We start from the raw sequence: 12,773 nt of genomic DNA on the forward strand, positions 1-12,773 counted from the left end.
CCCTCTGCTGAGATGAATGAGGCTTTTGCCCCCGTGCAAGAACCCACCTTAGGTGACGGACATGCATACCGACGGTTATATTGCGCGCTTAATGACGAATTAACCCACCAGGTCGAAAACCGGACCCGATCAGCGGGGATCCACACCTGGGGGGAGGTCGTCGGAGTCGATTGCGGACTGTACGTAGTCGAGCAGGATCCGCCGCAGCTCACGACCCGCGTGGGTCGGTACGACGTCGCGCCGCCGGGCCACCGCGATGGTCCGGCGGACGCCGGGCGGCGCGAGCGGGGTGATCCGTACCCCCGGCCGGCGGGCCAGCACGATGCCGGGCACCAGCGCGATGCCCAGCCCGGCCTCGACGAAGCTGAGCACCGCGTCCATCTCGCCACCGTCCACTGCGAAAGTCGGCTCGAAGCCCGCCTCGCGGCAGGCCTGGATCGTCGCGTCGCGCAGGTCGTAGCCCTCCCGGAACATCACCATGGGCTGGTTGCGCAGGTCGGTGATGCGCAGCTCACCGGTGGGCGACGCCGTCGGCACCTCCCCCACCGAGGCCACCACCAGGCTCTCCCGCAGGATCGGGTCGACGCGCAGCCCGGGGTCGGCGCCCTGGGCCGGCATGATGATCAGCGCCAGGTCGAGGTCACCCCGGAGCAGGTTGCGCACGAGATCCTGGGACCCGCCCTCCTCGACCTGGAGGTCGACGGTGGGGTGCGCGTCGCGGAACCGGCGCAACACCGGCGGGGCGAGCGACGTGGCCAGGCTGGGAGTGGCGCCGAGTCGGACACGGCCGCGGCGCAGCCCGACCAACTCCTGGACCTCGCGGGTCGCGGTCTCCACGTCGGCGAGGATCCGGGTGGCCAACGGCAGCAGCACCTCGCCGGCCGCCGTGAGGGCGATGTTGCCCCTTATCCGTTCGAAGAGCGGGGCACCGAGGTCGGTCTCCAGGGCGTGAATTTGCTTACTCAGCGAGGGCTGGGTTATGCCAACGATGTCGGCGGCTTGGGTGAAATGTCGTACTTCGGCCACCGCTACGAAGTACCTGAGCTGATGGAGCTGCATCCAAATAGCCTACGGCTATCAACACTGCGACTTCGATGCATTGGACGACTGATCGAACTCCTCCTAGCGTCGAACCCGTGGTAATCACGAAAACTCGGTCGCCCATCCGTTCCAGCGTCGGTCTCAAGGCCGTGATGGCGGTGACGGGCATCCTGGTGGTGCTGTTCCTCATCGTGCACATGCTGGGAAACCTCAAGATCTTCACGGGCGAAACCTCGTTCGACCACTACGCGCACTGGCTGCGGGACATCGGCACGCCGCTGCTGCCCCACACCTGGTACCTGTGGATCCAGCGCGCCGTGCTCACCGTCGCCCTGGTGGCGCACATCGTCGCCGCGACCGTGCTGGCCCGGCGCGCACGCGCCGCCCGCCCGGTGAAGTACGCCCACCGCAAGAAGGTGCAGGGCAGCTACGCGGCCCGCACGATGCGCTGGGGTGGAGTGATCATTCTGCTCTTCGTGATCTACCACATCCTGGACCTGACCACCGGTCACCTGAACCCCCAGGGCGACGCCAGCAACCCCTACGGCAACGTGGTCGCCGACTTCGCACCGGAGCGCTGGTACGTCACGCTCTTCTACACCCTGGCGATCGTCACGGTCGGCTTCCACGTACGCCACGGCGCGTTCAGTGCGTTCCGCAGCCTGGGCCAGCAGACCCCGCAGGGCGAGCGTCGCGCGCGCGCCGCCGCACTGGTCCTCGCCGTCGCGCTCTGCGGCGGCTACCTGGTGGTCCCGTTCGCCGTACTCACCGGATTGGTGTCCTGACATGGAACTCTTCACCGAGGGCGACCCGATCGCCGACACCAAGGCTCCCGACGGCCCGATCGAGAAGCGCTGGGAGACCCGGCGCTTCGAGGCCAAGCTGGTCAACCCCGCCAACCGCCGCAAGATGACGGTGATCGTGGTCGGCACCGGCCTGGCCGGCGGCTCGGCCGCGGCCACGCTTGCCGAGCAGGGCTACCACGTCAAGTCCTACTGCTACCAGGACAGCCCGCGCCGGGCGCACTCGATCGCGGCGCAGGGCGGCATCAACGCCGCGAAGAACTACCGCAACGACGGCGACTCGGTGCACCGGCTCTTCTACGACACCGTCAAGGGCGGCGACTTCCGCTCCCGGGAGTCGAACGTGCACCGACTGGCCGAGGTCTCGGTCAACATCATCGACCAGTGCGTCGCCCAGGGCGTGCCGTTCGCCCGCGAGTACGGCGGCCTGTTGGACACCCGCTCCTTCGGTGGCGCCCAGGTGCAGCGCACCTTCTACGCCCGGGGCCAGACGGGCCAGCAGCTGCTGCTCGGCGCGTACCAGGCGCTGGAGCGGCAGATCGGCCTCGGCAACGTCGAGATGAACACCCGGCACGAGATGCTCGAGCTCGTCATCGTCGACGGCAAGGCCCGGGGCATCGTGGTCCGCGACCTCGTCAACGGCGAGATCAGCACCGAGATGGCCGACGCCGTGGTGCTCGCCTCCGGCGGCTACGGCAACGTCTTCTACCTCTCCACCAACGCCAAGGGCTGCAACGTCACCGCCACCTGGCGGGCGCACCGCAAGGGCGCGCACTTCGCGAACCCCTGCTACACGCAGATCCACCCGACCTGCATCCCCGTCTCCGGCGACCACCAGTCGAAGCTGACCCTGATGAGCGAGTCGCTGCGCAACGACGGCCGGGTCTGGGTGCCCAAGGCCAAGGGCGACGACCGCAACCCACGAGACATCGGAGAGGACGAGCGGGACTACTACCTGGAGCGGATCTACCCCTCCTTCGGCAACCTGGTCCCCCGGGACATCGCCTCGCGCGCCGCGAAGAACGTCTGCGACGAGGGCCGGGGTGTCGGGCCGACCAAGCTCGGCGTCTACCTCGACTTCGCCGACGCGATCAGCCGGCTGGGCCGCAAGGCCATCGAGGCCAAGTACGGCAACCTCTTCGAGATGTACGAGCGGATCACCGGCGAGGACCCGTACGAGGTACCGATGCGGATCTACCCCGCCGTGCACTACACGATGGGCGGCCTCTGGGTCGACTACGACCTCCAGTCGAGCATCCCGGGCCTGTTCGTGATCGGCGAGGCGAACTTCTCCGACCACGGCGCGAACCGTCTCGGCGCGTCCGCGCTGATGCAGGGCCTCGCGGACGGCTACTTCGTGCTGCCCACCACGATCGCCAACTACCTGGCCTCCGGTTCGCTCGACAAGGTCGACGCCAGCCACCCGGCGGCGGTCGAGGCGCAGGCCGACGTCGAGGACCGGATCCAGCGGCTGCTGGCGGTCAACGGCGACCGGACCGTGGACTCGTTCCACCGGGAGCTCGGCCAGATCATGTGGGAGCACTGCGGCATGGAACGCAGCGACGCCGGGCTGCGCAAGGCGATCAGCGAGATCCGCGCCCTGCGCGACCAGTTCTGGCAGCGGGTCAAGGTGTCCGGCACCGGCGAGGAACTCAACCAGTCGCTGGAGAAGGCCGGCCGGGTGGCCGACTTCTTCGAGCTGGCCGAGCTGATGTGCATCGACGCCCTGCACCGCGAGGAGTCCTGCGGCGGCCACTTCCGGGCCGAGCACCAGACCCCGGACGGCGAGGCACAGCGCGACGACGAGCGGTTCGCGTACGTGGCGGCCTGGGAGTTCACCGCCGCCGGTGAGCCCTCGATCCTGCACAAGGAAGACCTGAAGTTCGAATACGTCCACCCCACGCAGCGGAGCTACAAGTGAACCTGACCCTGCGCATCTGGCGCCAGAAGGGCCCTGAGGACAAGGGTCAGATGGTGACCTACCCGGTCGACGACGTGTCCCCGGACATGTCGTTCCTGGAAATGCTCGACGTGCTCAACGAGCGGCTGATCCTCGCCGGCGAGGACCCGGTGGCGTTCGACCACGACTGCCGCGAGGGCATCTGCGGCATGTGCGGTCTGATGATCAACGGCGACGCGCACGGACCGCAGCGCGGCACCACCGCCTGCCAACTGCACATGCGGCAGTTCAAGGACGGCGAGACGATCGACATCGAGCCGTGGCGGGCGCGAGCCTTCCCGGTCATCAAGGACCTGGTCGTCAACCGGAACGCCTTCGACAAGATCATCGCCGCTGGTGGTTACGTCACCGCGCCGACCGGCAGCGCACCCGAGGCGCACTCCACCCCGGTGGCCAAGGCCAACGCGGACGCCGCGTTCGAGTCGGCGGCCTGCATCGGCTGCGGCGCGTGCGTGGCGGCCTGCCCGAACGGCTCCGGCATGCTCTTCACCGCCGCCAAGCTCACCCAGCTCTCACTGCTGCCGCAGGGCCAGCCGGAGCGGTACACCCGGGTGATCGGCATGGTCGACGCGCACGACGAGGCCGGCTTCGGCGGCTGCACCAACGCCGGTGAGTGCACCTCGGTCTGCCCGAAGGGCATCCCGCTGAACACCATCGGCCGGCTCAACCGCGACTACCTCAAGGCCACCGCGAAGGGTGGCACCCCGGGCTCCTGAGGCCCGCCACCCCGACCGCCGTATCCCGCGCCTTGCCGGGGTACGGCGGTCCGCGTTTGGTCGCGGTGTGGGCTGGGGCGACCGTCCCCCCGCGCTCAGATCCACTCGACTTCGCTGATGTCGCGGTATCCCCGCAACGGGATACCGCGACATCAGCGAAACGGTGTCGATCACGCCGGCCCCGCGACGGGCGATGGGCGACGGCGGGGCCTGAATCGACCGGCTGCTGGTTCAACTCACCGTTCCCGGGTAGCAGTCGAGAGGACGGCGGCGAGAGGGGCGAGCGAACATGAAGGCGTTGACCTGGCAGGGCAAGCGGGACGTACGGGTCGAGGACGTGCCGGACCCCCGGATCGAGGAGCCGACCGACGCGATCGTGAAGATCACGTCGACCGCGATCTGCGGCTCCGATCTGCACCTGTACGAGGTGCTCGGGCCGTATCTGAAGCCCGGTGACGTCCTGGGCCACGAGCCGATGGGCATCGTCGAGGAGGTCGGGCCGGAGGTGACCGGACTCAAGCCGGGCGACCGGGTGGTGGTGCCGTTCAACATCGCCTGCGGCAGGTGCTGGATGTGCCGGCGCGAGCTCTATGCGCAGTGCGAGACCACCCAGGTCAGCGGCGAGGGCAAGGGCGCGGCCCTGTTCGGCTACACCTCGCTCTACGGTTCGGTGCCGGGCGGGCAGGCCGAGTACCTGCGCGTCCCGCAGGCCCACTTCGGGCCGATCAAGATCCCGCAGACCGGTGCCGACGAGCGCTACCTCTACCTGTCCGACATCCTGCCCACCGCCTGGCAGGCGGTGAAGTATGCGGACACCCCGCCGGGCGGCACCCTGGCCGTCTTCGGGTTGGGTCCGGTCGGGCAGTTCTGCGCGCGGATCGGCCGTCACCTCGGCGCGGGCCGGGTGATCGGGCTGGACCTGGTGCCCGAGCGTCTGGAGCTGGCTCGCCGGCACGGCATCGAGGTGCTCGACGTCCGCGACCTGTCCGACGTGCCGGGCGCGCTGATCGATCTGGTCGACGGGCGTGGCCCGGACGCGGTGATCGACGCGGTCGGAATGGAGGCGCACGGTTCGCCGGTGGGCAAGCTGGCCCACGCCGCCGTCGGGCTGCTGCCGGACAAAGTGGCCCAGGCGATGACCGACCGGGTCGGCGTGGACCGTCTCTCCGTCCTGCATGCCGCGGTCAAGGGGGTTCGCCGCGGTGGCACGGTGTCGGTGTCCGGTGTGTACGGCGGCGAGGCGGACCCGATGCCACTGATGGAGATGTTCGACCGGGGCATTCAGCTGCGGATGGGCCAGTGCCACGTGCGCCGGTGGACCGACGAGATCCTGCCGCTGCTCGCTGGCGACGACGACCCGCTGGGCGTGGAGGATCTGCGTACCCACCGGTTGCCGCTGGCCCAGGCGCCGCAGGCGTACGAGATGTTCCAGAAGAAGGAGGACGGCTGCATCAAGGTCGTGCTCGAACCGTGAGTCGGGTGGTGGTGGTCGGCGCGACCTGCGGCAACTCCTGTTCGGACCGGTCGGTGCGATGGGCGCCGCACTGCGCCGACGGCTCGGCTGACCTGTTCGGAACTGTTCGGGACTGTTCGAGGGCTTCGTGCGTCGATCACCTCGCCTAGGGTGGTGGGCCGGCAAGCGCTTCGGCGCTCCACGACGGGAGAGACAGTTGACTATCCGGCTGAACCGCAGGACCGCACTCGGGCTGGGCACCGTGGCCACCGCCGGCACAGTGCTCGGTGCCGCTGGCCCGGCGAGCGCCGCCGAGGGCACCGAGCCCGCCCCGACCACCCCTGCCCGGGCCGCCCGGCGGGTCGCCACCGTCTTCAGCAAGCACAGCGCCGAGGCCGGCGGCAACTGGCAGGCGTACGTCAGCGTGGCCGACCCGGCCGGCGCGCCGGTGGTCGCGGTGGCGGCCGACGCGGACCGGCGGATCGAGGCGTACAGCGTCAACAAGATCGCCGTCGCCACGGCGGTGCTCGACAAGGTCGACCGGGGGCTGCTCACCCTGGACCAGCGGGTCGAGGTGACCGCGGAGATCGTGGTGCCCGGCGGTGACGGCATCTTCAGCCTGGACGGCGCGTACCCGAGCAGTGTGACCCTCGGGCATGTGCTGGCCACCTTCCTGACGGTCTCCGACGACACGTCGGTGCGGCTGTGCGGCCTGGTCTGCCCGGCCGCCGAGATCAACTCCATCCTGGTCGCCAAGGGCTTCCCGAACACCCAGGTCCAGCTGGTCGCGAACCCGAACCGCTACTTCCTCGGCACCAGCACCCCCCGGGAGATGCACGACCTGCTGCGCGCCCTGGTCGGCGGGACACTGCTCTCCCCCGCCTCGACGACGTACATGCTGGGCCTGCTGCGTTCCCCGGTGGCGTTCACCGACGGCATCCGGCGCACCATGTCCTCCGACGAGCGGGCGCGGATCGCCACGAAGGCCGGCTGGTATGACGATGCCCGGCACGAGGCTGGTGTGATCTTCGACCGGGCCGGCGCGGCGGTGCTCACCTACGCGCTCTTCGCCGACGGGCAGGCCAACCCGGAGGACTTCGGCGCCACCCACCCGGCGGTCCAGGCCCGGGCCGCCATGGGCCCCAAGTTCCTGGCCGCGGTGGACCGCATCGCCGGCGCGGGCAAGACGTTCCGGATCACCTCCCGGCGTCCCAGCAACGGCGGCTAGGGCACACCCTGAACCCGTCCCCGGGTCGGTCGCCGCTGCCGGCGACCGACCCGGCGTGGCGACCGCCCAAGCACGGGTCGGCCCGGGTGACTACCGTGTAGGGCGGACACGTCGGAGGGACGGCAATGGCGCGAGCGCAGAGCACGGACGTCGAACGGTCGCTCGGGCGGCGGATGCGAGGCGCGGCCGGGCTGGCCGCGCTGGCGGGCCTGGCCTGGGTTGCCCGGGATGTCCCGGCGGCGCTCGGTGGCCGGCTCAGCGGGGCCCGAGCCGAACGGGCGGCCCGTTCGCCGCAGTTCCGCGAGGGCACCTTCCACAACCGGGCCGGCACCCGCACGATGGTCGCCGACCCGGGTCGCAACCTGCTCCGCGATCTGATCTTCGGCAAGCAGAAGCGGCGCCCGACCGCACCCGTGCCGCTGCTGCGCCCGAGCGCACCGGCGGCCGCTGACACCGCCGACGAGCTCAACATCATCTGGTACGGCCACGCCTCGACGCTGATCGAGATCGAGGGCCGGCGGGTGCTGCTCGACCCGGTGTGGAGCGAGCGGTGCTCCCCCTCGGGTCTGGTCGGCCCTCGCCGGCTGCACGAGCCGCCGGTACGCCTGGACGAGCTGCCCCCGCTGGACGCCATCCTGATCTCACACGACCACTACGACCACCTGGACATGCCCACCGTGCGGGCGCTGCTCGCCGGGCAGTCCGCGCCGTTCCTGGTGCCGCTGGGCGTGGGCGCGCACCTGGACCGCTGGGGCGTGCCGGCCGACCGGATCATCGAACTGGACTGGTCCGAGTCGCACCAGGTCGCCGGGCTGGAGATCACCGCCACCGCTGCCCAGCACTTCTCCGGCCGGGGGCTGCGCCGCGACGGCACGCTCTGGAGCTCCTGGGTGGTCGCCGGAGCCCGTCGCAAGGTCTTCTACACCGGCGACTCCGGCTACTTCGACGGATACGCGGCGATCGGGGCCGAGCACGGGCCGTTCGACGTGACGCTCATGCAGATCGGCGCGTACGACCGGGCCTGGCCGACGATCCACATGTTCCCCGAGGAGGCGGTCAGCGCCCACCTCGACCTGCGGGGCGGGCTGTTCGTCCCGGTGCACTGGGGCACGTTCAACCTGGCCCTGCACGACTGGTCCGAGCCCGTCAACCGGCTCTGGGCCGAGGCGAAGGCCCGCGATGTGCGGCTCGCCGTGCCCCGCCCCGGCGAGCGGGTCGTGGTCGACGAGCCGCCCGCCGTCGACGGCTGGTGGCAGGCCGTCGCCTGAGCCCAGGCCGCTCGGCGGCTCAGAGCACGAAGGCGTCGGTCCAGAGGGCACCGGAGCGGCCCGAGAGCGCGTCCAGCATGGCCACCGCCTGACCGTCGGTGAGCTGCGCGACGAAATCCACGATGGCCCGCCCCCGGGCCCGACCGATCCGGTCCGGGGTGCGCGGGTGCAGCTCCGCCTCGGCCAACTCGACGAGGTCGTGCAGGCGACGAGGCAGCCGGGACTCCTCCTCCGGGTCGAGCAGCCACTCCCAGAGCGCCTCGACCAGGGTGCCCAGCAGGCGGGCCTGGCCGCGTTGGTGCAGGGCGAGGTCGGGACGGGCCAGCACGAACCGGTGGTGGACGAACTTGAGCACCTGCACCTCGTGCCACTGGGCGCAGCCGAGCAGCACGTGCCCGGAGCGCACCGACGGCCGTTCGGTGACCGTGATCGCCTCGACGAAGCGGGTGGACCAGCGGGCGGAGAACCGCGCCACGTACTGCTCGGCCTCGATCGAGCCGTCGAACGGCATCGCCAGCAGCCCGTCGACCAGCTCCTCCCGGACGTGCTCGACGGCAGCGGCGAACGCGTCGTCGTCGGCGATCCAGGCGTCCTTGCGGTGCAGTTGCCGGCGCAGCCGCTCGATGGCCGCGCCGGGGCGCCGGGCCGCCGTGGCCAACGCCGCGTCGGTGATGGCCTTGAGCTGCCCACTGTCGCGCTGCCAGGCCATCAGCTCGGCGGACACCGCACCCTGCTGGAGCACACCGACCCGGTAGAAGTCCTCCACGTCGTGGATGGCGTACGCGATGTCGTCGGCGGTGTCCATCACCGACGCCTCCACGGTCTGCTGCCATTGGGGAATGCGGCCGGCGAACGGCTCCCGGGCCTGCCGCAGATCGTCGAGCTCGGTCCGGTACGCGCCGAACTTCGACGAGCCGGACTCGGGGTCGTCCGGCGGCGGCGTGGCCCCCCGCGGCGGCGGGTCCATCGTGCGCGGGTGCGGGTCGGGATGGTCCAGCCGGGTCCACGGGTACTTCAGCAGCGCCGCGCGGACCGCGGCGGTCAGATCCAACCCGGTGGTGGCCGCGCCCCGGATCTCGGTGCTGGTGACGATCCGGTACGACTGGGCGTTGCCCTCGAAGCCGTCACTGAGGCCCAGCCGCTGCCGGGCGAGCCGGTCCAGCACCCGCTCCCCCAGGTGCCCGAACGGCGGGTGGCCGAGGTCGTGGGCGAGCGCTGCGGCCTCCACCACGTCCGGGTCGCAGCCGCCGAGCTTGTCCAGCAGGTCGCGCCACCGCTCGTCGGCGGTCAGCCGTTCGGCGATCGAGCGGGCCACCTGGGCGACCTTCAGGCTGTGCGTGAGTCGGTTGTGCACCAGCAGGCCGGAGCCGACCGGGCTGATCACCTGGGTGACGCCGCCGAGGCGGGCGAAGAACGGCGAGCCGACGATCCGGTCCCGGTCGGCGCGGAACGGGTCGGCGGCGAGGTCACCGAGGGCCCGGGCGCTGCCGCCGAAGAGCCGCCGGGCGCGCGGCTCCGCAGGTTTTTCCATGATCGCCACGCTAGCGCAGGCCGGGCGGGGCCGTGGCGGCTCGCCCCGGCCGGGCGCGGCGACAGCGCCGTGGGCCGCCCGGCACAATGCAGGGCGGTACCCGCTCTGTGAAGGCGGATCAAGTCGAAGGCGGATCGAGATCGTGACCCAGTCTGTTCATCAGCGGATCGCCGACGAGCTCGGCGTGGCCGAGCGTCAGGTGCGGGCGGCCGTTGACCTGCTCGACGGCGGCGCCACCGTGCCGTTCATCGCCCGTTACCGCAAGGAGGCCACCGGCCTGCTCGACGACACCCAGCTGCGCACCCTCGAGGAGCGGCTGCGCTACCTGCGGGAGCTGGATGAGCGGCGGGCCGCGGTGCTCGAGTCGATCCGCGGCCAGGGCAAGCTCGACGAGGCCCTCGAGGCGCAGATTCTGGCGGCCGACTCGAAGTCCCGGCTGGAGGACATCTACCTTCCGTACAAGCCCAAGCGCCGGACCCGGGCACAGATCGCCCGCGAGGCGGGGTTGGCGCCGCTGGCTGAGACGCTGCTGGCCGACCCCACCCAGGACCCGAAGGCCACCGCCGCCGGGTTCGTCGATGAGGAGAAGGGCGTCGCCGACGCCGCCGCCGCGCTGGAGGGCGCCCGGGCGATCCTGATCGAGACCTTCGCCGAGGACGCCGACCTGATCGGCACGCTGCGCGAGCAGATGTGGTCGCGGGGCCGGCTGGTTTCCCGGGTACGCGAGGGGCAGGAGAGCGCCGGCGCGAAGTTCGCCGACTACTTCGACTTCTCCGAGCCGTACCCGAAGCTGCCCTCGCACCGCATCCTGGCCATGTTCCGGGGCGAGAAGGAGGGCATGCTCGACCTGACCATGGCCCCGGAGGAGGCCGGCGAGGCGGACGCCGTCCCGGCCGGTCCGAGTCGGTACGAGGGGGCCATCGCCGGCCGGTTCGGCGTGTCCGACGCCGGCCGCCCGGCCGACCGCTGGCTGACCGACACGGTCCGTTGGGCGTGGCGCACCCGGATCCTCATCCACCTCGGCGCGGACCTGCGGGTGCGGCTGTGGCAGGCGGCCGAGGAGGAGGCGGTACGGGTCTTCGCCACCAACCTGCGGGACCTGCTGCTCGCCGCGCCGGCCGGCACCCGGCCCACGATGGGGCTGGACCCGGGCCTGCGTACCGGCGTGAAGGTTGCCGTGGTGGACGCGACCGGCAAGGTGCTCGCCACCGACACCATCTACCCGCACGAGCCACGCCGGCAGTGGGACGCGTCGGTCGAGACCCTCGCACGGCTCGCCGCCACGCACGGCGTGGAGCTGGTGGCGATCGGCAACGGCACCGCCTCGCGGGAGACGGACAAGCTCGCCGCCGACCTGATCGCGCGGCACCCGCAGCTCAACCTGACCAAGGTGATGGTCTCCGAGGCCGGCGCGTCGGTCTACTCGGCCAGCGCGTACGCCTCACAGGAGCTGCCCGGGATGGACGTGTCGCTGCGCGGCGCGGTGTCGATCGCCCGTCGGCTCCAGGACCCGCTCGCCGAGCTGGTCAAGATCGACCCACGGTCGATCGGGGTCGGGCAGTACCAGCACGACCTGTCCGAGGTGAAACTGTCCCGGTCGCTGGACGCGGTGGTCGAGGACTGCGTCAACGCGGTCGGCGTGGACGTCAACACGGCCTCCGCGCCGCTGCTGACCCGGGTCTCCGGGATCGGCGCGGGGCTGGCCGAGAACATCGTGCTGCACCGGGACGCCAACGGGCCGTTCCGATCCCGGTCCGAGCTGAAGAAGGTGGCGCGGCTCGGCCCCAAGGCGTTCGAACAGTGCGCCGGCTTCCTGCGCATTCCCGACGGGGACGACCCACTGGACTCCTCCAGCGTGCACCCGGAGGCGTACCCGGTGGTCCGCCGGATCCTCTCCACCACCGGCCAGGACCTACGTTCGGTGATCGGTAAGAGCGGCATTCTGCGCGGGCTGCGGGCGACCGACTTCGTCGACGAGCGGTTCGGCCTGCCCACCGTCACCGACATCCTCGCCGAGTTGGAGAAGCCGGGACGTGATCCCCGGCCCGAGTTCCGCACCGCCACCTTCGTGGAGGGCGTGGAGAAGATCGGTGACCTGACGCCGGGCATGGTGTTGGAGGGCGTCGTCACCAACGTGGCCGCGTTCGGCGCGTTCGTGGACGTCGGGGTGCACCAGGATGGATTGGTGCACGTCTCGGCGATGTCCCGGACGTTCGTCAAGGACCCCCGCGAGGTGGTGAAGTCCGGTGACGTGGTCCGGGTGCGGGTGCTCGACGTGGACGTACCCCGCAAGCGGATCTCACTGACCTTGCGCCTGGACGACGAAGCCGGCGCGGCCGAGCGAGGTCGCCCCCGGGCCGAGGCGGGCGCGGCCCCCGATGGCGCCCGGGACGGACAGGGCGGCCGCAGGGGCCAGGATGGACGCGGAGGGCCGGCGCAGCGCGGCGCCCAGGGCGGCCGGGACCAGCGCGGCGGGCAGGGTGCGCGCAGCGGTCAGGGTGCGGGCAGCGGGCAAGGCGGACGCGGCGGCCAGGGTGCCGGCAACGGCCAGGGCGGACGCGGCGGCCAGGGTGCCGGCAACGGCCAGGGCGGACGCGGCGGCCAGCAGCAGGGCCGTGGCGGCGGGTCCGCACCGGCCAACGACGCGATGGCGGACGCCCTGCGCCGCGCCGGACTGGCCTGACCGTTTCAGCCGAAGGCCCGACGCTGACGGAGGCTCGATCACCCTTGCCCGGTGGTCGGGCCTCCGGCCGCTATGGAGCTGACGTCGTGA

Annotated in this window: 9 protein-coding genes; 7 read left to right on the plus strand and 2 right to left on the minus strand. The window is 71.3% G+C overall.

Annotated features, from left to right (window positions below):
• Positions 1–129 precede the first annotated feature (129 nt).
• Entirely contained in the window at positions 130–1,065 is a 936-nt protein-coding gene (locus V6V47_RS12395) for a LysR family transcriptional regulator (RefSeq protein WP_334628372.1), read from the minus strand.
• A 29-nt stretch (positions 1,066–1,094) separates the two neighbouring features.
• On the opposite strand from V6V47_RS12395, the gene V6V47_RS12400 reads away from it, so the two are divergent.
• The 6 genes from V6V47_RS12400 (at position 1,095) to V6V47_RS12425 (ending at position 8,469) form a co-directional block, all read left to right on the plus strand.
• Positions 1,095–1,826, plus strand: a complete 732-nt coding sequence (locus tag V6V47_RS12400; protein WP_334628296.1) for a succinate dehydrogenase cytochrome b subunit — start codon at positions 1,095–1,097, stop codon at positions 1,824–1,826.
• A 1-nt stretch (position 1,827) separates the two neighbouring features.
• Positions 1,828–3,765: a fumarate reductase/succinate dehydrogenase flavoprotein subunit gene (locus V6V47_RS12405; RefSeq protein ID WP_334628297.1), complete on the plus strand. Its 1,938-nt coding sequence runs from the start codon at positions 1,828–1,830 to the stop codon at positions 3,763–3,765.
• The gene (locus V6V47_RS12410) at positions 3,762–4,520 is read left to right on the plus strand and encodes a succinate dehydrogenase/fumarate reductase iron-sulfur subunit (RefSeq protein ID WP_334628298.1); all 759 of its coding nucleotides are present in this window, start codon (positions 3,762–3,764) and stop codon (positions 4,518–4,520) included. The genes V6V47_RS12405 and V6V47_RS12410 overlap by 4 nt, the downstream gene beginning before the upstream one ends.
• Before the next feature lie 289 nt (positions 4,521–4,809).
• The gene (locus tag V6V47_RS12415) at positions 4,810–5,994 is read left to right on the plus strand and encodes a zinc-dependent alcohol dehydrogenase (RefSeq protein ID WP_334628299.1); all 1,185 of its coding nucleotides are present in this window, start codon (positions 4,810–4,812) and stop codon (positions 5,992–5,994) included.
• 196 nt (positions 5,995–6,190) lie between these two features.
• On the plus strand, positions 6,191–7,201 hold the full coding sequence (locus V6V47_RS12420; protein WP_334628300.1) for a serine hydrolase: 1,011 nt from the start codon (positions 6,191–6,193) through the stop codon (positions 7,199–7,201).
• A gap of 125 nt (positions 7,202–7,326) precedes the next feature.
• Complete coding sequence (locus V6V47_RS12425; RefSeq protein WP_334628301.1) at positions 7,327–8,469, plus strand: MBL fold metallo-hydrolase; 1,143 nt, start codon at positions 7,327–7,329, stop codon at positions 8,467–8,469.
• A gap of 19 nt (positions 8,470–8,488) precedes the next feature.
• On the opposite strand, the gene V6V47_RS12430 is transcribed toward V6V47_RS12425, so the two are convergent.
• Entirely contained in the window at positions 8,489–10,000 is a 1,512-nt protein-coding gene (locus V6V47_RS12430; RefSeq protein WP_334628303.1) for a deoxyguanosinetriphosphate triphosphohydrolase family protein, read from the minus strand.
• 142 nt (positions 10,001–10,142) lie between these two features.
• Between V6V47_RS12430 and V6V47_RS12435 the strand changes: the two genes are divergently transcribed.
• A complete protein-coding gene (locus V6V47_RS12435) occupies positions 10,143–12,683 on the plus strand; it encodes a Tex family protein (protein ID WP_334628304.1) in 2,541 nt (846 codons plus the stop codon).
• Positions 12,684–12,773 lie beyond the last annotated feature (90 nt).

This window comes from Micromonospora sp. CPCC 205539, assembly GCF_036906815.1.
Classification (GTDB): domain Bacteria; phylum Actinomycetota; class Actinomycetes; order Mycobacteriales; family Micromonosporaceae; genus Micromonospora.

What these genes read in the sequence shown, in the direction of transcription:
- V6V47_RS12415 (WP_334628299.1), top strand. Translation starts at nt 4,810, where the DNA reads ATGAAGGCGTTGACCTGGCAGGGCAAGCGGGACGTACGGGTCGAGGAC.
- V6V47_RS12405 (WP_334628297.1), top strand. Translation starts at nt 1,828, where the DNA reads ATGGAACTCTTCACCGAGGGCGACCCGATCGCCGACACCAAGGCTCCC.
- V6V47_RS12425 (WP_334628301.1), top strand. Translation starts at nt 7,327, where the DNA reads ATGGCGCGAGCGCAGAGCACGGACGTCGAACGGTCGCTCGGGCGGCGG.
- V6V47_RS12430 (WP_334628303.1), bottom strand. Translation starts at nt 10,000, where the DNA reads ATGGAAAAACCTGCGGAGCCGCGCGCCCGGCGGCTCTTCGGCGGCAGC.
- V6V47_RS12400 (WP_334628296.1), top strand. Translation starts at nt 1,095, where the DNA reads ATGCATTGGACGACTGATCGAACTCCTCCTAGCGTCGAACCCGTGGTA.